The sequence below is a fragment of the Embleya scabrispora genome (genome assembly GCF_002024165.1).
GTDB classification, from domain to species: Bacteria; Actinomycetota; Actinomycetes; order Streptomycetales; family Streptomycetaceae; genus Embleya; species Embleya scabrispora_A.
In genome coordinates, this window is the sequence record NZ_MWQN01000001.1 from 4,533,167 (window position 1) to 4,552,666 (window position 19,500).

The window sequence follows — 19,500 nt, forward strand, 5'->3', positions numbered from 1 at the left end:
CGTTCGGTAGTGTCGCGGGGTGGCCGCGCCGACGAGCAGGATGAACCGGGCAAGCCGGACGGGCCGGCGGGCGGCGGCGGTGCGCCGGGGCCGGCGGATCGTGGCCTGGTTGCGGCATCGGGTGTTCCCCTCCGACGGCTTCGCGCTGGCCGGTCTGCTGGTCGCGGTCACCGCGTGCGGGCTGCTCTCCGACCTGAACGCCGACTGGTTTCCGGCGACCGCACCGGTCCTGCCGATCCTGGTCGGCGGTCTGGTGCTGCGCATGCCCAGCCTGCTGCTGCTCTACGCGGCGACCGCCGGGGTGCTGGTCGCGCAGGACCGGGTGCACGACCCCGACGAGGTCACCGTCGGCACCGTCCTGGTGGTCGCGGCGGTCGCCGGCATCGTGTTGTTGATGGCCCGGATGCGGACCCGGCTGGGCGTGCAGTGGACGCGCGGCGAGTCGATGTTGTTCGACCTGCGCGACCGGTTGCGGGCGCAGGGGGAGATGCCGGTGTTGCCGCCGCAGTGGCACACCGAGGTGGTGCTGCGGCCGGCCGGCGGGCAGTCGTTCTCCGGCGACTTCCTGGTCGCCGCCCGCAGTTCGACCGGTGGGCGGATGCTCGAAGTGGTGCTCGTCGACGTCTCCGGCAAGGGGCTGGCCGCGGGGACGCGGGCGCTGATGCTCTCCGGCGCGTTCGGCGGGTTGCTCGGATCGCTGCCGCCGCACGGATTCCTGCCGGCCGCCAACGACTACCTGCTCCGCCAGGAGTGGGCCGAGGGCTTCGCGACGGCGGTGCACGTGGTGCTCGACCTGGAGTCGGGCGAGTACGAGTTGTTGTCGGCGGGCCACCCGCCGGGTGTGCACTGGATCGCCGAGACCGGCCGCTGGCGGGTGGTCGAGGCGGCCGGCCCGCTCCTGGGCGTGCTCGACGACGCCACGTTCGAGGGGGTGCGCGGGCGACTGGACCACGGCGACGCGCTGCTGCTGTTCACCGACGGCATGGTGGAACTGCCCGGCGAGGACATCGCCACCGGCATCGACCGGTTCCTCGGCGAGGCGGAGCGGCTGGTCCGGGACGACTTCCACGACGCGGCGCGGCGGATCGTGGCGGCGGCCGGGCGCAACGTGGGCGACGACCGCGCGGTGGTGCTGCTGCGCCGACGCTGAACCCGGCCGCGGTCAGTGCGTACGCGGCTGCGCGGGCAACGCCAGGGCGGTCAGTTCGGCCGGAGTCCGGGGCAGCGTGCCGGGCGGGGCCACCCCGTGCGCGATCAGTACCGCGGCCACCGCGTGCGCCCAGGTCGGCCGCAGGCTCGCGGCGGCCAGCAGCGTGGTGTCCGCGAGCAGCTCCGCGGCCGGCCCGGTATGCAGCCGCCCGTCGGCGAGCACGGCCGCGTCGTCGGCCCAGCGCAGCGCCAGGTCCACGTCGTGGGTGGCCATCACCACCGTGGTCCCGGCCGCACGCAGCTCGGCGAGCGTGTCGAGCAGCGCCTCCTGACCGGCCGGATCCAGGCCCGCCGTCGGCTCGTCCAGGACCAGCACCTGCGGCCGCATGGCGACCGCGCCGGCGATCGCGACCCGCTTGCGCTGCCCGAAGGACAGCAGGTGCACCGGCCGCTCGGCCAGCTCGGCGATGCCGAGCGCGGCCAACGCCTCGGCCACCCGCGAGCGCACCTCGTCCGGCGCGAGCCCGAGGTTGAGCGGCCCGAACGAGACGTCCTGGGCCACCGACGCGGAGAACAGCTGGTCGTCGGGATCCTGCACGACCAGTTGCACCACCCGGCGCAGTTCGGCGAGTCCCTTGCGGTCGTGCCGGATCGGCGTGCCGTGCAGCTCCACCCGACCCGAACCCGGCACCAGGCCGCCGGTCAACAGCCGCAGCAGTGTGGTCTTGCCGCTGCCGTTCGGCCCGAGCAGGGCCAGTGCCCGGCCCGCCGGGACGGCCAGGGACAACCCGGTCAGTACCGGCGGCCCGTCCTCGTAGGCGTAGCCGACCTCTCGTACCCGCAGCGGAATCACGGCATCACCGATCCCAGGAGAAGAGTGGCGACGACGACCGCCGCCACGAGGAACACGGACCGGGCGACGAAGCCGCGCGAGACGGGCACCTCGTCCACGAGCACCCGCAACCGCCCGTCGTAGCCGCGCCCGGCCAGCCCTTCCTCCAGCCGCCGGGCCCGCGCGAACGCGTGCACGAACACCGCCGACCCCAGCCCCGCCACCGAACGCCACCGGGCCCGCCGGGTGCGATGCCCGAGCCGCCCGGCCTGGGCCTGGTTGATCCGGGCGGTGGTGTCGTAGAGCAGGAACAACATCCGGTACATCACCGCCGCCACGTCCACCACGGCCGCCGGCACACCCACCCGGGTCAGCCGGGGCAGCACGTCCGACAGCGGCGTGGTGAACGCGAACAACAACATCGCCAACCCGGCCGCACCGGAGCGGGCCACCAACTCGCCCGCGTGGCGCGGCCCGTCCGGCGCCCAGCCGACACCGTCCGCGCGGATGGACACGAGCAGCGTCAGCGCACCGGTCACCGCGAAGCCCAGCGGCGCGCGGGCCGCCCGCCACAACCGCCGGGCGGGCACCCGGGCGAAGCCCAGCGCGATCACCAGCACGGTGACCGCGACCAGCACCGCGCCGGGCCACGGCGGCAGCGCCACCGCGCACCCGAGCAGCCCGAGGGAGAGCACGGCCTTGTCGGCCGGATGGCGGCGGCGCCAGGCACTGGCATGCGCCGCCGCGTCGATCGGCAGCACGGATCAGCGACCCGGGACCGATACCGGGCCCTCCGCGGCAGCCGCCGGATCAGGGCCCGGGCCCGGCTCGTCGGGGGTGTCGCTCGCCTCGGGCGCGAGCTTTCGGCGGGTGCGCTTGACGCCGAACATGTACCCGACCACACCCGCGCCGAGCGCCGCCTGGAGCGCGAACAGGCCGGACTCGATCTCGCCGGACGGCGGTTCGTACAGCGGGCTGAACCACGGCTCGTAGTCCGGGTCGTTCTCGGTGATCGCGGTCTCGGCCTGGGTGTCGGCGCCCGCGAACGGCTCGTCCTTGTGGTCGCCCATGCCGAACACCACGGGCAGCGCCGCGAGCAGCACCACGGCCAGCACGATCAGCAGGTTGATCTTCGTCGAGCGCTTCACTTGCTCTTCTCCTCCTCGCGCACGGGCCGCGCGTCGGTCAGCACGCCGAGGCGGATCAGGTCACCGCGACTGGACTGCCGCAGCAGGCGCACCACCAGGACCGTCAACAGGCCCTCGCTGATCGCCAGCGGGATCTGGGTGAGCGAGAAGATGCCGCCGAACTTGGCCAGCGCGCCCGGGAATCCGCTGTCCGGGTCGGGGAAGGCGAGGGCGAGTTGCACGCTGGTGACGCAGTAGGTGCTCAGGTCCGCGACGAACGCGCCGGCGAACACCGCGACGTCCAGCGGCATGGTGCCGCCGCGCCGGTCCAGGAGCGAGCGGGCGAGTCGATATGCGCCGTAGCCGGCCCAGGGGCCGACGATCGCCATCGAGAACACGTTCGCGCCGAGCGTGGTCAACCCGCCGTGGGCGAGCAACAGCGCCTGGAAGAGCAGGGTGATCGTGCCGAGCACCGCCATGATCGGCGGCCGGAACAGGATGGCGCCCAGACCGGTGCCGGTGGGATGCGAGCAACTACCGGTGACGGATGGGATCTTCAGCGCGGACAGCACGAACGAGAAGGCGCCGGACGCGCCGAGCAGCAGGGTGTTCTCGGGCCGGTTGCGCACCTCGCGGGTGAGCGCGCGGGCGCCGTGGACGACGAACGGGGCAGACGCGACGCCCCAGGCGGCGGCGTGTTCCCAGGGCAGATAGCCCTCGGCGATATGCATGAGGAAGGGTCCCTCTCCAACACCTCGTGGACGGACGATCGCCGTGGCCGGTCTCCTGGCTGACGGGTCGTGCGTTCACGTCTCCGCCTTCCCGGGTCCGCGACAGCGGTCCCAGTGGCTTCCCGAGGCGACGAGTCAACGTTTCCGCGGGGGTGGAGGAGAACTTCCCGATCACAGTGGCGAGGGCCGCGCCGGCATCGAACCGGCTTCCCGAGCACCACGGCGAGCCGACACTAGTGGTCGAGTGGACATGGCGACAAGGTGGCATCTGCAAACCGTGCGCAAGGCCACAAGGTGGGCGGAGCGGCGGAGCAATAGCCGCATTCCGGGACGGCGCGACGACCCGTCGGGGCAGGAGCGCGGGCGGGGCACGGGGCCGGGCGGTCCGTGCCCGGGCCTCAGCGCAGCCCGGGGCCGCGCCCCCGGACCACCAGGGTGCCGGCGACCCGGTCGCCGATCCGCTGGCGCCGCTCGCTGGTGAGCACCGCGACCAACCCGATCGCACCGAGCGCGAACGCGTCCACGCACAACAGCACCCAGCGGATCGCCAGTTGGCGCCGCCCGGCCCGACCGCCGGACACGTCGACCACACGGATCCCGAACACCTGCATGCCCCAGGTGCGCCCGTCGTGCTCGGCGGGACGCAGCACCCAGTACCAGAACAGGATCGCCACCGCGACCACGAGCACACCGGCGGTGATCGTCGCGGTGAGCGGACCGCTGCGGATCGAGCCGTCGGGGTGGGTGGGCAGCAGCACGAACAGGAACATCGCCGCGCCGGGCAGCAGCGCGGAGGCGATCACGTCCACTACGAACTGGCCGATCCGCCGGTACAGCACCGACGGGCCGACCCGATGTGCGCTCGCCGGCAGCCACACCCGGGCGCGCGGCCCGACGGGATGGGCCGAGCGCGCGAACCGCTGCGGAAGGCTCCGTTCGTACATGTTCTTGTACTTTCCGCAACCGGGCGCGTTGACTCCCGGCAGGGCCGATCTCGCCGAGATTGCGCCCGGTCGGCGGACAACGGGCCCGACCGGGCGGCGGTGAAATGATCATGAATCGGCAGGATCGACTAAAAACGATCAGACCGTCATCGGGCCGTCGACTCCGAACAGGTCCGGCTCGGAGCGGCTGATCACGTCGTACAGCGGCTTGTAGTTGATCCACGCCACCGTGTCGTTGCCGAGCTGCTCCCGGGTCAGCCGCGCGTTCTCCGGCGAGATCGGCCGCAGCTCGCCCGCCGCCTGGGCCAACAGCTGGACCTGGCAGGAGCGCTCCATGGTGATGAACCACCAGGCCGCCGCGTCCACCGACCGTCCGACCGTAAGCAGACCGTGGTTGCGCAGGATCAGCGCCTTGTGCGTGCCGAGCGTCTTGGCGATCCGCCGTCCCTCCTCGGTGTCGAGCACCACGCCCGCGTAGTCGTCGAAGAGTTCGTGGTCCTCGTAGAACGGACACACGTCCTGGGTGATCGGCTCGAGCCGGATCCCCAGCGCGGACAACGCGCGCCCGTGCGTGGAGTGGCTGTGCGCCGCGGCGACCACGTCCGGGCGGGCCGCGTGGATCTGCGAGTGGATCGCGAACGCGGCCTGGTTGACGTGGAACCGGCCCTCGACGACCCGCCCCTCGTGATCGACCAGGATCAGGTCGTCCACGGTGATGTGCTTGAACGACATCCCGAACGGGTTGACCCAGAAGTGGTCGGCGAACTCGGGGTCGCGCGCGGTGATGTGTCCGGCCACCCCCTCCTCGAAGCCGAACCGGCCGAACAACCGCAGCGCCGCCGTCAGCCGCTCCTTGCGGTGTCGGCGCTCCTGCTCGACGGTTTCGAACGTGGGCGGCAGCGCGAAGCTCAGGTCGGTGGGCGAGACCGGTCGCGGCGGCGCCGACCGCTCGGTGCTCGGCGGGCCGTCCTGGGGGCGAGGCGCATCGGTGGCGGACATGTCCATCTCCTCGGGCTCGGGGCGCGCACGGGCGCCGCCGACGCTACCCGCGAGTCACATCCGTGGACAGCCTTGGGCGGGCGTCGGATCGCGCGGGAGCGGCGGGGCCGGGGGCCGTGTGCGCGGGCCGCGGCGGCGGGAGCGGGCCGGGGGTACGCGGCCCGGGATTCTAGCGTCCGAACGTCGTGCGGACCGGGTTTCGGGCAATTAACCGAATATTGCCCACGACCGCCTTCGGGCCGCTCCTACGCTGCCGTTCAGCGAGTCCGGGAGGTCGAGTCCGAAGCAGTCGAACTCGAATTCCCGGACCCGCTCGAAGGCGACGGGAAAAGTACGCGCGGACGTATACACGGGGAAGGGGCGCGTGAGGTGAGCGGCGGGGGAGTGCATTCCACGGAGGTCGCGAATATCGGCGTACGGCCGGCCGCGGGCGCGCCCGGGTCCGGCCGGGGCGACGGGGCGGCGTCCCGGACCAGGACCGAGGCGGGCCGCCGGGGCGCGCCCGCGCGAGCGCCCGCGTCCAGGAGCCCGATCGCGAGGAGTTGGGCGGAGATGGCACCACCCCCACGCCGATCCAGACCGTCCCGGCGCAGATCAGCCGACCCGCCGACCGGATCCGATCCCGGGCGGGCCCCATCGATCGAGGTGGATGTCATCGAAGCAGTCGAGGCCGTTCCCCCCGCGCCGGCCGAGGTCGAACCGATCGCACCGATCGAGACGACCGCGGTCGGCGGGCCGCTCCCGAGCGACCCGGACCCGGGACCGGCCGGGCCCGGCGACGAGCCCGTCGGAGTCCACCGGAAAGCCGCACCGCCGATCGCCCCGGAGGCAATCATGGCCAGTATGGAAACGGCCCTCAAGGAAGCAATGACGATCGAGGGCGCCGTGGGAGTGGCCCTGGTCGACTACACCAGCGGAATGGCGCTGGGAATTCTCGGCGGCAGCAAGGAACTCGATCTCAACGTGGCCGCCGCCGGGAATACCGACGTGATGCGCGCGAAGATGCGCACGATGGAGATGCTGCACCTCGGCGACCAGATCGAGGACATCCTCATCACGCTCGGCAAGCAATACCACCTGATCCGGCCGCTGTCCGGTCGCGCCGGAAAGGGACTGTTCCTGTACCTGGTGCTGCTGAAGGACCGCGCCAACCTCGCGCTGGCCCGACACAGCCTCAAGCGGGTCGAGGAGGAGATCGAGGTCTGAGCCCGGATGCGCCGGCGAGCCGCGGCCCGCCGGCGCTTCCGCAGACCTGTCCTCGACACCTTCCGGCGCCCTCCGCCACCCCCGTGCGGCGGGCGCCGGCGGGTGTCCGGGGACACGTGCGGCGGCCCTGGCCTCCTCGCTCCGTCTCGGATATGACGGTACGTCAGATGTACCGTCGAGCCTCGACGTACCTCGCGCGGGCGATTCCCACCCGATCGTGCGCGGATCGTGTCCCCCGAGTCCTCCGAGGAGCCGCATGTTGTCGGGCGAGAAGATCCTGATCACCGGTCCCGCGGGCCAGATCGCCTATCCGCTGACCGAATACCTGGCCCGGGACAACGAGGTGTGGGGCATCGCCCGCTTCTCGAACGCCGAGGACCGGGCGCGGGTGGACGCCCTCGGGGTGACCACGCGCGCCGTCGACCTGGGCTCGGGGGCGTTCGGCGACCTGCCCGAGGACTTCACCCACGTCCTGCACCTGGCCACCTTCCAGGGCCCCGGACTCGACTACGACGAGGCGCTGCGGGTCAACGCGGAGGGCACGGGCCTGCTGCTCGGGCACTGTCGTCGGGCCAAGGCCGCGCTGGTGATGTCCACCGCGTCGGTACTCAAGCCGCACCCGGACCCGATGCACGTCTTCCGCGAGAGCGACCCGCTCGGTGACGCCAACGTCGGGCACGCGCCGACCTACTCGGTGTCCAAGACCGCCGAGGAGGCGGTGGCCCGCTACTGTGCCCGCGCCTTCGACCTGCCCGTGGTGATCGCCCGGATGAACGCCTCCTACGGCCCCGGCGGCGGACTGCCGACCATGCACATGGACGCGGTGCTGGCCGGCCGGCCGATCACGACCCGCTGGGACCCGTGCATGTACAGCCCGATCCACCAGGACGACATCAACAGCCAGGCGGCGGCCCTCCTGGACGCGGCGTCCACCCCCGCGACGGTGGTCAACTGGGGCGGCGACGAGCCGGTGAGCGTGCAGGACTGGGCGGCGTACACGGCCGAGCTGAGCGGCCTGCCCGCCGAGGTGGTGGTGCGCGAGCAGCCCGGCACGCTGCGCGGGCAGATCCAGGACACCACGAAGCGGGCGGCGATCACCGGGCCGTGCGCGGTCGACTGGCGCGCGGGACTGGCCCGGGTATACGCCTCCCGACGCGACGATTCGGCCCGACCGGGTCGGGCGGCTTCGGGCCGCGCTCGATAGCGTCGAGTCGTCACGTCTTACTCGCGCCGTCGCGGCGCGCGCCACGTCCTCGGATCGGGTGGCCGCGGCGGCACCACGCAGGAGGGACAACGATCATGGGCATCCTCGATACCCCCATCGCCACGCTGGCGGGGGAGAGCACGACCCTGGGCGAGGTGACCGGGGGGAAGGTGGCACTCGTCGTCAATGTCGCGTCCAAGTGCGGCCTGACCCCGCAGTACACCGGCCTGGAGGAGTTGCAGAAGGAACTCGGCCCGCGCGGCTTCACCGTGGTCGGCGTGCCGTGCAACCAGTTCATGGGCCAGGAGCCGGGCAGCGCGGAGGAGATCCGGGAGTTCTGCTCGACCACCTATGGGGTGACCTTCCCGCTCACCGAGAAGATCGACGTCAACGGCGCCGACCGGCACCCGCTCTACGACGTGCTCACCGCGGCCTCCGACGCCGAGGGCGGCGCGGGTGACGTGCAGTGGAACTTCGAGAAGTTCCTGCTCTCCGCCGACGGCGCCATCGTCGGCCGGTTCCGTCCCAAGACCGACCCGCACGACCCGAACCTGATCGCCGCGATCGAGAGCGTCCTCCCCAAATAGCCCGTATGTCCGCCTCATTCGCGAACCCCGGGTCGACACCGACCGGGGTTCGCGGACGAGGCGGGGCACGGGTCTCGCGTGAGGCGTTCGGCGGGACGGGACCGGATCGGCCGGGTCAGATCAGCGCCCAGACCGCGGTCGCGTCGTCGCAGACCTTCCCGCGCGGCCAGCGCGCGCCGTCCGCGTCCGAGGCCTCCGCGGCCCGTACCCGCGCCAGCAGTTCCGCCGGCCCGAAGTGGCGCAGCGTGGTCATCAGCCGATCCCAGTCGCCGATCCCGAACCGGTCCACCAGCCGACTGGCCCCGTCGGTGAGCGCGGCGAACGCGTGCACCTCGCCGAGTGCCAGACCGCCCGTCAGCGCCTCGCCGGCGGCCGCCGGATCGGCCGCCGCGACCCAGTGGCCGCCGGGCACGTTCCGCGTCGCCCGGACCGTGTCGGCGTACTCCTGATGTGCCGTCAGGTAGCCCGGGCTGCCCGGCGGATGGGCGTTGCGCCGGCGCCGCGCCGCCGCGCCGACCACGCCCAGTCGATCGTCGGTGACCACGGTGAGGTCGTCGTCCCGCTCGATCAGCAGCGTCGAATCGGACAGCACCAGGTATTCCAGCCGGTCCTCGACCACCCGCACCACCACGGCGGTCGCGGCCGGCGCGTCGGGCCGGCCCAGGTCGCACGCGTCCACGTGCAGCGCCGAGGTGTCCTCGATCGCGTCGTGCAGACACTCGGCGAGCGAGCGGTCCGGGCGCCCGCAACTGTGGGTGAACAACGCGGTGCCCAACCGCTCGACGAACCACGGCACGCCGTGTTTGCAGCCGTTGTCCGAGCTCGACGTCACACCGTCGAGCAGCACCAGTGTCGTCGGCCCCGCGACGACGAAATCCTCGTTCGGTTCGCCCGGATGACCCGGTTCGGTCGCGAATTCCACGCGCATCGCGGACATCCCTCCCTTTTAGGTGCCACGCCGTACGGCTGCCCCGCGCCCGAGCCCGGGAAACGACCGTTGATCATGCCCCCCTTGCCGGGACGCTCGGAAAGTTCACAGCGGTTTCACGAAACGGTTTCGCGTGAGGTCTCGTGTGAGCCGGGGAACTGCCCCTACTCTCTGGCTTCGAGACACCTTCAGGCCCCACTTCTACGCGCGTCACCATGCGGCGCGCCCTCCGAAGGGATCCCATGTTCGGGATTGGACGACGCCGCGGTCGCCTCGCCCTCACCGGCCTGGTCGCCGCGAGCCTGCTCACCATGGGCGGCCCCGCGACGGCCGGCACGGGCGCCGACCGCGGTCGCCCCTCCGGCACGACGGACCTCGAATTCCTGGCGCTCAACGACCTGCACGGCAACCTGGAGGAACCGCAGGGTTCCGCCGGCAACGTCACCGAGATCGGTCCCGACGGCAAGCCCGTCTCGATCCCGGCCGGCGGCATCGAGCACCTGGCCACCCAACTGCGCGCGGAGCGGGCCAAGAACCCCAACTCGCTGACGATCGCGGCCGGCGACATGATCGGCGCGAGCCCGCTGCTCTCCGGGCTCTTCCACGACGAGCCGACGATCGAGGCGCTGAACAAGGTCGGCCTCGACGTCACCTCCGTGGGCAACCACGAGTTCGACGAGGGCAAGAAGGAACTGCAGCGCATGCAGTACGGCGGCTGCCACCCCAAGGAGGGCTGCTACACGCCGGGCCGCACCTTCGGGGGCGCCGACTTCCAGTACCTCGCCGCGAACGTGCTCGACGAACGCACCGGGCTGCCGATCCTGGCGCCGGTGAGCATCAAGAACGTGGGCGGCGCGCGCGTCGGCTTCATCGGCATGACCCTGGAGGGCACGCCGGACATCGTCACCGCCGAGGGCGTCAAGGGCCTGACCTTCAAGGACGAGGTCCAGACCGCCAACGCGGTGGTGCCGTGGCTGCGGCTGTTCGGCGTCGAGTCGATCGTGGTGCTGCTGCACGAGGGCGGCCTGCCGACGAGCAACGCGTACAACTACGACTGCAACGCGGGCGGCAACCTGGGCCTGTCCGGCCCGGTCGTGGACATCGCCAAGAACCTGGACCCGGCGATCGACCTCGTCGTCACCGGCCACACCCACCAGGCGTACGCGTGCAACATCCCGGACCCGGCGGGCAAGCCGCGCATGGTCACCAGCGCGTCGTCCTACGGGAAGATGTACACGAAGATCGACCTGACCTACGACAAGCGCACCCGCGACATCGTGCGCACCTCGGTCAAAGCACAGAACACGGTCGTGCGCCGGGACACCCCGAAGGCCCCGGACCTGACACAACTGCTCGCCGACTGGCAAAAGCTCGCCGCACCGGTGGCGAACCGCTCGATCGGCTACATCGGCGCCGACATCCGCGGCCGCGGCGCCACCACGCCCGAAACCCCGCTGGGCGACGTGATCGCCGACGCGCAACTGGAGGCGACCGCACCGGCCGACAAGGGCGGCGCGCAGATCGCCTTCATGAATCCGGGCGGCATCCGATCCGACCTGCAATACGCGGCCGCCGGGTCCGAGGGCGACGGCGTGGTCACCTACGCCGAGGCGTTCACGGTGCAGCCGTTCACCAACATGATGCAGACCCTCGACCTCAAGGGTCAGGCCGTACTCGACGTGCTGGCGCAGCAGTACTCCGGCGCCAACGCGGCCAACCCGAAGGTGCTGCAGATCTCCAAGGGCCTGACCTACACGACCGACCGGTCCAGGACGGGCGCCGACAAGATCGTGCCGGGCAGCGTCAAGCTGAACGGCGTGCCGATCGACCCGGCCGCGACCTACAAGGTCAGCGCGAACGAGTTCCTGGCCGGTGGCGGCGACAACTTCGCCGCCTTCAAGACCGGTACGAACAAGCTGGTCGGCGGATCCGACCTGGACGCGCTGCTGGCCTACTTCGCCGCCCACTCGTCGGCGAGCGCGCCGCTCGCGCCGCCGGCGGCGGACCGGATCACCTTCATCGGGTGACCCGCGGCTGATCGCCCGAAGTGGCCCGGCCCCGCAGGGGCCGGGCCTTTCGACGTATCGCCGCCCGCGCGGCACTCCCCGGCGGAGCGTCCCGACACGAGGGCGATCGGGCGGCCCGGATGCCGGGTTCGCCCCGCGGCTGGGCCACAATCGCCCCATGAGCACACCGAGACGCCCCCCGACCGGGGCCGATGTGGCCCGTGCCGCAGGCGTTTCGCGCGCCACCGTGTCGTACGCGATGAACGACGTGCAGGACGCCCGCATCCCCGAGGAGACCCGACGGCGGGTGCGCGAGGTGGCCGCCGACCTGGGCTACGAGCCGCGCTCGGACGCGCGTTCGCTCCGGCGCGGGCGCACCGACCTGGTGATCGTGCCCACCTACGTGGTGCCGTTCGGCCAACTCATCCAGCGGTTCCTCGACGGCCTGGCCCGCGAGTTGCACGGGCTGGGCCACACCCTGGTGATCCACGGCAACCCCGCCGCGCACGGGATCGAGGCCGCCAAGGCGTGGGGCGCGCTGAACCCGACCGTGGTCCTGGTGCTGCCCGAGCGCATGTCCGCCGAGGGCGTGGAGTACCTCACCGCGCGCGGGACCGCCGTGGTGGCCCTGGGGCACAGCGCGGTGCCGGTCGCGCTCACCTTGGGGATCGACCACGCGGCGGCCGGCGGGTGCGCCGCGGAACACCTGATCGCGGGCGGGCGACGCGACTTCGCGGTGGTGGTGCCGCGCGAGCCGGGGCTGGCCGAGATCGGCCGGGAACGGCTGGCGGGCTTTCGGGCCTGCGCCGAGGCGGCCGGCGGGTCGGTCCGCGTGGTCGAGATGGCGGAGAGCGCGGCCGAGGCGGCGCGGATCGTGGGGGAGTGGCGCGCCGGGGACTGCCCCGACGGGGTGTACGGCTACAACGACGAGTACGCGGCGCTGCTCCTGGGCGCGTTCGCCGACGCCGGCCTCGACGTGCCGGGGCGGCTCGCGGTGGTCGGCACCGACGATCTGACGCTGTGTGAGATGGTCCGGCCGCGGCTGACCTCGGTCGCCTTCGAGGAGGTCATCCCGATGCGCGCGGTGGCGGCGGCCATCGTCGCGGCGGGCGAGGGTGCGGTGGCGGGCGAATTGACGCTGTGGCGGATGGCGATGCGGGTGCGGGAATCGGGCTGAGCCGATGCCCGACGGGGTTGTTCGCGCCGTGCCCCGGTCGGTGGACCCGTCAGCCGCCGGCGGTCTTGAGCTTGGCGATCTGACGGGCCACCAGGTCGTCGGCCGGTAGGCCGGGTGTGGCCGCGGCCAGGTCGGCGTTGCTCACCACGACGATCGTCGGGCCGACCCGCACCACGATCATGCCGAGCGCGCCGCCCGCGCCGGGGTTCATCCCGACCGCGAGCGATTCGTCGCCGAGCGCGGCGTGCGGGATCTCGGCGTACGTGTCGGTCTCGGTCGCGCCGTCTTCGTCGATCGAGGTGATCGACGGGCAACCGCGCAGCGCCTGGCGGCCCTGCGCGAACAGGTCCCGGGCACCGGTGTCGGTGAAGGCGAACAACTCGACGACGGTGAACCCGGTCGGGTTCGGATCGCCCCGGGTCACCGACGCCTGGGCGGATGCGATCGGGGCGCCGGCCGCCTGCCCGGGACGCAGCAGGTCGATCACCGGCTGACAGGACGGCTGCTGGGCCCGTTCCCGGCTCTCGGGCTCGCCGCGTGAGCCGTCATAGGCGCCCGCGGGCATCTCGCCGGCGGTCAACAGCGCGGCGTCGAGCCGGGATTGCGCGGCGGGATCGGATCCGGTCCCGGTCCCGGCCCCGGTCGGCCCGAACGACTCCTCGATGGGCGGCAGCGCCGGCGGCGGCTCCCCCGGCGCGGTGGTCGCGGCCGGCGGAGCCACACTCGGCGCGGCCTCGGCGGTCGGAGTCGTGGCGGCCGGCGCCGACGGTACGGCGGCCCTGCCCGCGGCGGGCGCGGTCGCCCGACCCGCCTCGTACTCGCGTGCCAGCGCCTTCTCGTCCCGGCCACACGCGGTGGCGGCCAGAAGCAGGGCCCCGGCAACCGCCGCCGTGCCCACCCGGATCACGATCTTGCGCATGCGCGCCTTCCTCCGAAGCAACGGACCCGACCCGCCGCGGGGTCGGAACGATCCGGACGACCGGAACCACACGAGCGAGCCGAACACGAACCGCCACCGCCGGCCGCATGCCACGAGGCGGCGCGGCGCGGCCCCCACCGGCGTGGGATCGGTCGGCGACGCGAGGGGCCTCATCATCGCGGACGCCCCGCGCCTTTGCCAACCGTCCGGCGCCACCCGCATCGGTGCCTGACCGGCCGTCAAAAAGCCCGCCCACTCGTCGGATTCGCTCCGGGGGCGAAGGCGAGGGTGGTGGGCCGGTCGGAGCACGACCCACCGCCCCGGATCAGCCCTTGGCCGCCGCCACGACCTTCTCGACCTGCCTGGTCACCGTCGCGGTGTCCGGCAGTTTGGGAGTGGTGCCGGTGAACTCGACGATCCTGACGACGACCAGCGTGCCGCCGACGCGGACCACGACCTGCCCGCCGCTGCCGCCGTCCTCCGGCGTGCTGTGGATCGCGAGCGTCTCGTCGCCCAGTTTGGGGTGGGCGGCCTCGGCGTGCTTGACCGTCGAGGCCTCGCCCTCGGAGTCCTTCGTGGTGAGCGAACCGCACTTCGCGAGCGCGGTCCGCGCCTTGCCCAGCACCGTTTCCGCGTCGGTGCCCGCGAACGCGAACAACTCGGTCGTGATCACCGCCGACGGCGTCGGGGCGCCGCCGATCGTCACCGCGGCCTGGGCCGCGGCCGCCGGCTTGACGGCGCCCTGGCGCGGCAGCAGCAGGTCGGTGACCGGTTGGCAGTCGGGCGCCGCCGCCGTCACCCGCTCGCCGGCCCCCTTGGGCTCCCGGGTGAGGTAGGTGCCCTGCGGCAGCTCCGCCGCCGTGAGGAGCGCCTTCTCCAACTGTGCGGCGGTCAGCGGCGTTGCGGCCGGGGCACCCGAGGCGCCGGGCGCGCCGGGCGCCCCCGCGCCGGGCGCCCCCGCGGCCGGCGCGGGCGCGGTGGCCGGGGGCGTGGAGGGCGTGCTGCTCGCGGCGGGCTTCCCCTCGGTCTTCTTGTCGTCGTCGGAGCCGCACGCGGTGGCCGCGAACACCACCGAACCGATGAGCACCAGCGAACTCGACCGAAACAGGGACTTGCGCATGAAGACGGAATCCTCCGGGGAAGGTCGGCCGTGTCCCGGGCCGCGTCGCGTCGTCACGAGGGAGCGGACGAGGCGGCGCGGACCGACGGGATGTGATCGGCCGTCAGGAAAGCGGTGGCAGCGACCGTGCGCCGATCGACGTCCCCCCACGAGACGTGCGTCCGACGGCGAACGGGCCGAGGGCTCCCGTCCGACGCGACGCGAACCACCCTGCACAGCAGGGGAGTCCGGGCCCGGATGACGAGAGCGCGCTCATCATGATGCAGCACCCTCACCTTTGCCAACTATTTAAGCCGAGCGGCCTCGATCACCTCGCGCCACCACGTCGGCAGCGCCTCCACATGCCCGACCCACCCGGTCGGCAACTCGGCGCGGACACCGACGATTCCCCCGACGATCGCGCACGTCGTGTCCACGTCGCCGCCCGCGCTCGCGGTCGACCAGAACGCCGCCGCGTAGTCGTCGAGGTGCCGGGCCGCCGACCAGATCGCGAACGGGACGGTGTCGGGGGCGCTCACCAGGCGGCCGTTGCCGAGCGCGCGACCCACCGCGCGAGAGTCCGTCCGGCTTGCCGACTCCACTGCGGCGCCCAGGCGTTCGCGGACCAGGCCGGCGGGTGTGCGGTCCCGGACGAAGGTGATGAAGTCGGCCGGCTCCGGCCGCTCCAGGGTGGCCGCGCCCGCCGCCGCCACGGCCACCGCCACCGCGCCCGCGACGCCCTCGGGGTGGGTGTGCGTCACCTCGGCCGAGCGCGCCGCCTGCTCCACCACCGCGTCGAGGTCGGCCGCGAACCACGCGCCCAGCGGCGCCACCCGCATCGCGGCCCCGTTGCCCCACGAGCCCTGCCCGTCGAACGGTTCGGCGGCCAACGTCCGCCAGTCGCCGCCCTGACGCACCAGGCGCAACATCCGGTTCGTCGAGGGCCCGTAGCCCCGATCGAAGTCGTGCCGCACCGCGAACGCCCGGGCCAACGCGTCCTGGTCGACGCGCCCGCGCCGGACCAGTTCGGCGTGCAGGACGCAGGCCATCTCGGTGTCGTCGGTCCACGGCCACTCGCCGTCCGGAAGGCGACGGTCGGCGAGGCGGCGGAGGTTGTCGGGAACGAAGAACTGGGCGCCCAGAGCGTCACCGAGCGCGAGACCCCGCAGGGAGGCGAGGGCCGAGGAGTGATGAGTCATATGGACGGCCATTATCGTGCCCGCCGTGCTTGGATGATCCGAATGACGTGCCATCAGCTACCGGCGTCCGGCGGCGAGTTCGCCCGCCCGGGCGGTGTGGCCGGAGTCGACCGCCGGCTCGCGGTGCGTGCGTGACCCCGGCGGTCGCCGCCGCCGTACTCGGCTCGGCCGGGTTGCACGCCGCCTGGAACGCGCTCGCGCACGGCCTCGGGGACCGACGCGGGACCATGGTCATGATCCAGGTGGCGAGCCTGGGCATCGGGCTGGTCTGCCTGCCGTTCGTCGGCGTCCCGGCGGCCGGCGCGTGGCCCTGGCTGCTCGGCTCGGCCGCCCTGCACATGGTGTACAACCTGCTGCTGCTCGCGACCTATCGGCTCGGCGACTTCGGTCAGGTGTACCCGATCGCCCGGGGCACCTCCCCGTGGGTCACCGCGCTGATCGGGGTGACCCTGCTGCACGAATACCTCACCGTGACGCAGACCGTCGGCGTGGTGGTGATCTCGGTCGGGATGCTCGTGCTCGCCCTGGCCGGCGGTATACCGCGCCGAACCGAGGCCGCCGCCGTCGCGGCCGCGTTCGTCACCGGCTGCGCGATCGCGCTGTACACCGTCCTGGACGGCGTCGGCGCCCGCTCCTCCGGCTCGGCGATGTCCTACGCGGCCTGGCTCTTCGTCCTCGAATCGGCCCCGACCATCGTGGTCCTGCACCTGCGCCGCGAGCCCACCCGTGAGCGCAACCCGCAACGCGCCTGGGGCCTGCTCGGCGGCGCCATGTCGATCGCCGCGTACACCCTGGTCATCTGGGCCCAGACCCGAGGAACCCTGGCCACGATCGCCGCCCTGCGGGAAACCTCGGTGGTGATCGGCGCCGTGATCGGCACGGTCGTCTTCCACGAGACCTACGGCCGCCACCGCCTCGTCGCCACGATCCTGGTCCTGCTCGGCATCACCGCGATCAACATCGCGTAGCCCACCGGAGCAACGCCGGCCAACCGGGACAAAAAGTGAGATTGGCGACTTTATCCATCGGTCCCACGGACGGGTCGGCCGCGTAAGAGATCCGAAAATCCACCCGGAGGACCCCGGCGTCGACCCGGAAAGGTCGGGACCGAGGCCCACCGAGTCAAGGCCGCAGCCCCCGCGAGCCGTGTCCGGGCACGACAAAGGCCCAGTTCGGAGAAACAACCTCCGACCTGGGCCTTTACCTTTGGAGCGGGTGACGAGGATCGAACTCGCACCACTAGCTTGGAAGGCTAGGGCTCTACCATTGAGCTACACCCGCAGCTGGTGTGGCGTGCACGTGGCGCCTAGGTTAGCGGATTGGTGCGCGGCCAGTGCAGACTCTAGCGTGTCGTCCTCTAGACTTCATCGGGCGCCACGGGGCGTAGCGTAGTGGCTAGCGCGCCTGCTTTGGGAGCAGGAGATCGGGAGTTCGAGTCTCCCCGCCCCGACCACCACATCGAGAATTCGCTGCAGGATGGATCGGTAGCACCGGTTCTGAACCTTCAGTGTGCCGTCAGGCAAGATGCACAGGCCCGGAAGAACAGCCCGCAGCAAGGAGACCCTTACCGTGAAGAGCGCCGTCGAGACGTTGAACCCGACCCGGGTTCGGCTCACCGTCGAGGTTCCCTCCGAGGAGCTGAAGCCCAGCCTCGACGCGGCGTACAAGAAGATCGGCAAGCAGGTGACGGTCCCGGGCTTCCGCAAGGGCAAGATCCCGGCGCGCATCATCGACCAGCGCTTCGGTCGCGAGGCCGTCTTCGTCGAGGCGTTCGACGACATCCTGTCCTCGTCGTACGGCAAGGCCGTCGAGGAGAACGAGCTGCGCGTGCTGGGCCAGCCCGAGGTCACCGAGGTCACCGACGTGACCGAGCTGGCCGGCGGCGCCGATCTGAAGTTCACCGCAGAGGTCGACACCCGTCCCGAGATCGAGCTGCCGGACTACTCCGGCATCGAGGTCGAGGTCGATGACATCACCGTCACCGACGAGGACGTCGCCGAGAAGATCGAAGAGCTGCGCGACCGCTTCGGTGCGCTGAACACCGTCGAGCGGGCCGCGGCCGAGGGCGACACCGTCGTCATCGACATCGAGGCCAAGGTCGACGGCGAGGTCCTGGAGGACGGCGTCGCGAAGGCGATGTCGTACCAGATCGGCGGCGACACGATGCTGGACGGCCTCGACGCCGCCGTCATCGGCGCGTCGGCCGGCGAGACCAAGACCTTCGAGACCGAGCTCCAGGGCGGCAGCGCCGCCGGGCAGACGGCCGAGGTCTCGGTCGTGGTGACCACCGTCAAGGCCAAGGAGCTCCCCGAGCTCGACGACGACTTCGCGCAGCTGGCCAGCGAGTTCGACACGCTGGACGAGCTGAAGGCGGACCTGCGCGAGAAGCTGGACCACCAGAAGCTGCACGACCAGCAGAACGAGGGCCGGGACAAGGTCCTCGAAGCCCTGCTGGAGCAGATCGAGGTGCCGCTGCCGGAGAGCATCGTCACCGAGGAGATCGAGCAGCGCCGCGGTCAGCTGGAGCAGCAGCTCGGCATGATGGGCATGGACCTGGCCAAGTGGCTGGAGATCCAGGGCCAGACCGCCGAGGAGTACGAGGAAGAGCTCCAGGACAGCGTGCGCAAGGGCATGCGCGCCCAGTTCGTGCTCGACGAGGTCGTGAAGAAGGAGCAGCTCTCCGTCAACCAGGAAGAGCTGACCCAGCACCTCATCCAGCGGGCGCAGCAGTCCGGCATGAGCCCCGACCAGTTCGCCCAGCAGGTCATGCAGTCCGGCTACGTGCCGGTCCTGGTCGGCGAGGTCGCCCGCGGCAAGGCCCTCGAGGTCATCGCCAAGAGCGCCAAGGCCAAGGACGCCTCGGGCAACGAGGTCGGCCTCGGTGTCGACCTGCACGCGGACGACCACGAGGGCCACGACCACGCCGAGACCGAAGAGGCCGCGGCGACGGACGAGGCCACCACGGACGAGACCGCGGCGGACAAGGCCGAGGCCTGATCCACTCGCGCACCGGCCACGGCCGGCGCGGCACGCGACACCCGGGCCCGGTCCCCGCTTCGGCGGGGGCCGGGCCCGTCGGCATGCTCCGCAGGCCCGCAGAGGGGCGCACACGCCTCGGCGGAGGCATCCGGTGCCCGGCGGTCGATCCGGGTCGGATCCGCGCGCGACTACCCCGGCACCGGCCGGATATCGCCCTGCTGCGCTCTGGGCGAACAGTCCTGAGTCTGGGATGGCCTGCGACGATCCGCGCGTTAGGGTCGCTGTACGAAGGGGGTCACCCGCCACAAACGCAGGTGCCTCCCAAGGTCGACTTCGTGACGGCTCGGGATTGCCGTCGGAAACGAGCAGGTGGATACGTGACGAATCCGCAGATCGTGACTCCGGGGCTCGCGG

Annotated in this window: 18 protein-coding genes, 2 tRNA genes and 1 riboswitch; of the genes, 9 read left to right on the forward strand and 11 right to left on the reverse strand. The window is 72.1% G+C overall.

Features of this window, described 5'->3' with window-relative positions:
• Positions 1-40 precede the first annotated feature (40 nt).
• Positions 41-1,150 carry a PP2C family protein-serine/threonine phosphatase gene (locus tag B4N89_RS20030; protein WP_201260993.1) on the forward strand — a complete coding sequence of 370 codons (1,110 nt, stop codon included), beginning with the start codon at positions 41-43 and terminating at the stop codon, positions 1,148-1,150.
• Positions 1,151-1,162: 12 nt separating this feature from the next.
• Here B4N89_RS20030 and B4N89_RS20035 read toward each other — a convergent pair whose 3' ends face one another.
• From B4N89_RS20035 to B4N89_RS20060, 6 genes are all read right to left on the reverse strand, one after another.
• Complete coding sequence (locus B4N89_RS20035; RefSeq protein ID WP_078977219.1) at positions 1,163-2,002, reverse strand: energy-coupling factor ABC transporter ATP-binding protein; 840 nt, start codon at positions 2,000-2,002, stop codon at positions 1,163-1,165.
• Positions 1,999-2,742, reverse strand: a complete 744-nt coding sequence (gene cbiQ, locus B4N89_RS20040; protein WP_078977220.1) for a cobalt ECF transporter T component CbiQ — start codon at positions 2,740-2,742, stop codon at positions 1,999-2,001. Before cbiQ ends, B4N89_RS20035 begins: the two co-directional genes overlap by 4 nt.
• Positions 2,743-2,745: 3 nt before the next feature.
• Positions 2,746-3,129 carry an energy-coupling factor ABC transporter substrate-binding protein gene (locus B4N89_RS20045; RefSeq protein ID WP_078977221.1) on the reverse strand — a complete coding sequence of 128 codons (384 nt, stop codon included), beginning with the start codon at positions 3,127-3,129 and terminating at the stop codon, positions 2,746-2,748.
• Entirely contained in the window at positions 3,126-3,839 is a 714-nt protein-coding gene (locus B4N89_RS20050; RefSeq protein WP_078977222.1) for an energy-coupling factor ABC transporter permease, read from the reverse strand. Before B4N89_RS20050 ends, B4N89_RS20045 begins: the two co-directional genes overlap by 4 nt.
• A gap of 28 nt (positions 3,840-3,867) precedes the next feature.
• Positions 3,868-4,076: riboswitch (cobalamin riboswitch) on the reverse strand.
• A gap of 161 nt (positions 4,077-4,237) precedes the next feature.
• A complete protein-coding gene (locus tag B4N89_RS20055; RefSeq protein WP_078977223.1) occupies positions 4,238-4,783 on the reverse strand; it encodes an RDD family protein in 546 nt (181 codons plus the stop codon).
• 138 nt (positions 4,784-4,921) lie between these two features.
• Complete coding sequence (locus B4N89_RS20060) at positions 4,922-5,782, reverse strand: class II aldolase/adducin family protein (RefSeq protein ID WP_235618702.1); 861 nt, start codon at positions 5,780-5,782, stop codon at positions 4,922-4,924.
• Between the two features lie 834 nt (positions 5,783-6,616).
• Between B4N89_RS20060 and B4N89_RS20065 the strand changes: the two genes are divergently transcribed.
• The 3 genes from B4N89_RS20065 (at position 6,617) to B4N89_RS20075 (ending at position 8,779) form a co-directional block, all read left to right on the forward strand.
• Entirely contained in the window at positions 6,617-6,988 is a 372-nt protein-coding gene (locus tag B4N89_RS20065; protein ID WP_078979483.1) for a hypothetical protein, read from the forward strand.
• 256 nt (positions 6,989-7,244) lie between these two features.
• Positions 7,245-8,192: an NAD-dependent epimerase/dehydratase family protein gene (locus B4N89_RS20070; protein WP_078977224.1), complete on the forward strand. Its 948-nt coding sequence runs from the start codon at positions 7,245-7,247 to the stop codon at positions 8,190-8,192.
• Between the two features lie 95 nt (positions 8,193-8,287).
• On the forward strand, positions 8,288-8,779 hold the full coding sequence (locus B4N89_RS20075) for a glutathione peroxidase (protein WP_078977225.1): 492 nt from the start codon (positions 8,288-8,290) through the stop codon (positions 8,777-8,779).
• Positions 8,780-8,894: 115 nt separating this feature from the next.
• On the opposite strand, the gene B4N89_RS20080 is transcribed toward B4N89_RS20075, so the two are convergent.
• On the reverse strand, positions 8,895-9,707 hold the full coding sequence (locus B4N89_RS20080) for a protein phosphatase 2C domain-containing protein (RefSeq protein ID WP_078979484.1): 813 nt from the start codon (positions 9,705-9,707) through the stop codon (positions 8,895-8,897).
• A gap of 242 nt (positions 9,708-9,949) precedes the next feature.
• Between B4N89_RS20080 and B4N89_RS20085 the strand changes: the two genes are divergently transcribed.
• Positions 9,950-11,734, forward strand: coding sequence for a bifunctional metallophosphatase/5'-nucleotidase (locus B4N89_RS20085; protein WP_078977226.1), 1,785 nt, complete (start codon positions 9,950-9,952; stop codon positions 11,732-11,734).
• A 157-nt stretch (positions 11,735-11,891) separates the two neighbouring features.
• The gene (locus B4N89_RS20090) at positions 11,892-12,890 is read left to right on the forward strand and encodes a LacI family DNA-binding transcriptional regulator (RefSeq protein WP_078977227.1); all 999 of its coding nucleotides are present in this window, start codon (positions 11,892-11,894) and stop codon (positions 12,888-12,890) included.
• A 49-nt stretch (positions 12,891-12,939) separates the two neighbouring features.
• Here the strand turns inward: B4N89_RS20090 and B4N89_RS20095 are convergent, their stop codons facing one another.
• The 3 genes from B4N89_RS20095 to B4N89_RS20110 form a co-directional block, all read right to left on the reverse strand.
• A complete protein-coding gene (locus B4N89_RS20095) occupies positions 12,940-13,809 on the reverse strand; it encodes a sensor domain-containing protein (RefSeq protein WP_143658035.1) in 870 nt (289 codons plus the stop codon).
• A 325-nt stretch (positions 13,810-14,134) separates the two neighbouring features.
• Complete coding sequence (locus tag B4N89_RS20105; protein ID WP_078977230.1) at positions 14,135-14,929, reverse strand: hypothetical protein; 795 nt, start codon at positions 14,927-14,929, stop codon at positions 14,135-14,137.
• A gap of 284 nt (positions 14,930-15,213) precedes the next feature.
• The gene (locus tag B4N89_RS20110; RefSeq protein WP_078977231.1) at positions 15,214-16,107 is read right to left on the reverse strand and encodes an ADP-ribosylglycohydrolase family protein; all 894 of its coding nucleotides are present in this window, start codon (positions 16,105-16,107) and stop codon (positions 15,214-15,216) included.
• 131 nt (positions 16,108-16,238) lie between these two features.
• Here B4N89_RS20110 and B4N89_RS20115 point away from each other — a divergent pair, with 131 nt between their 5' ends.
• Positions 16,239-17,075, forward strand: coding sequence for a DMT family transporter (locus B4N89_RS20115; protein ID WP_078977232.1), 837 nt, complete (start codon positions 16,239-16,241; stop codon positions 17,073-17,075).
• A gap of 239 nt (positions 17,076-17,314) precedes the next feature.
• Here the strand turns inward: B4N89_RS20115 and B4N89_RS20120 are convergent.
• Positions 17,315-17,388, reverse strand: a tRNA-Gly gene (locus tag B4N89_RS20120).
• Positions 17,389-17,484: 96 nt separating this feature from the next.
• Between B4N89_RS20120 and B4N89_RS20125 the strand changes: the two genes are divergently transcribed.
• Together B4N89_RS20125 and tig are read left to right on the forward strand one after the other, a co-directional pair.
• Positions 17,485-17,560 (forward strand) — tRNA-Pro (locus B4N89_RS20125).
• 116 nt (positions 17,561-17,676) lie between these two features.
• Positions 17,677-19,104 (forward strand): trigger factor, encoded by a 1,428-nt coding sequence (tig, locus tag B4N89_RS20130; RefSeq protein WP_078977233.1) that lies wholly within the window; start codon positions 17,677-17,679, stop codon positions 19,102-19,104.
• Positions 19,105-19,500: the final 396 nt, after the last annotated feature.

Coding starts and splice junctions, on each gene's coding strand:
- B4N89_RS20030 (WP_201260993.1), top strand. CDS start 41: ATGAACCGGGCAAGCCGGACGGGCCGGCGGGCGGCGGCGGTGCGCCGG.
- B4N89_RS20050 (WP_078977222.1), bottom strand. CDS start 3,839: ATGCATATCGCCGAGGGCTATCTGCCCTGGGAACACGCCGCCGCCTGG.
- B4N89_RS20055 (WP_078977223.1), bottom strand. CDS start 4,783: ATGTACGAACGGAGCCTTCCGCAGCGGTTCGCGCGCTCGGCCCATCCC.
- B4N89_RS20060 (WP_235618702.1), bottom strand. CDS start 5,782: ATGTCCGCCACCGATGCGCCTCGCCCCCAGGACGGCCCGCCGAGCACC.
- B4N89_RS20065 (WP_078979483.1), top strand. CDS start 6,617: ATGGCCAGTATGGAAACGGCCCTCAAGGAAGCAATGACGATCGAGGGC.
- B4N89_RS20070 (WP_078977224.1), top strand. CDS start 7,245: ATGTTGTCGGGCGAGAAGATCCTGATCACCGGTCCCGCGGGCCAGATC.
- B4N89_RS20075 (WP_078977225.1), top strand. CDS start 8,288: ATGGGCATCCTCGATACCCCCATCGCCACGCTGGCGGGGGAGAGCACG.
- B4N89_RS20080 (WP_078979484.1), bottom strand. CDS start 9,707: ATGCGCGTGGAATTCGCGACCGAACCGGGTCATCCGGGCGAACCGAAC.
- B4N89_RS20085 (WP_078977226.1), top strand. CDS start 9,950: ATGTTCGGGATTGGACGACGCCGCGGTCGCCTCGCCCTCACCGGCCTG.
- B4N89_RS20090 (WP_078977227.1), top strand. CDS start 11,892: ATGAGCACACCGAGACGCCCCCCGACCGGGGCCGATGTGGCCCGTGCC.
- B4N89_RS20095 (WP_143658035.1), bottom strand. CDS start 13,809: ATGCGCAAGATCGTGATCCGGGTGGGCACGGCGGCGGTTGCCGGGGCC.
- B4N89_RS20105 (WP_078977230.1), bottom strand. CDS start 14,929: ATGCGCAAGTCCCTGTTTCGGTCGAGTTCGCTGGTGCTCATCGGTTCG.
- B4N89_RS20110 (WP_078977231.1), bottom strand. CDS start 16,107: ATGACTCATCACTCCTCGGCCCTCGCCTCCCTGCGGGGTCTCGCGCTC.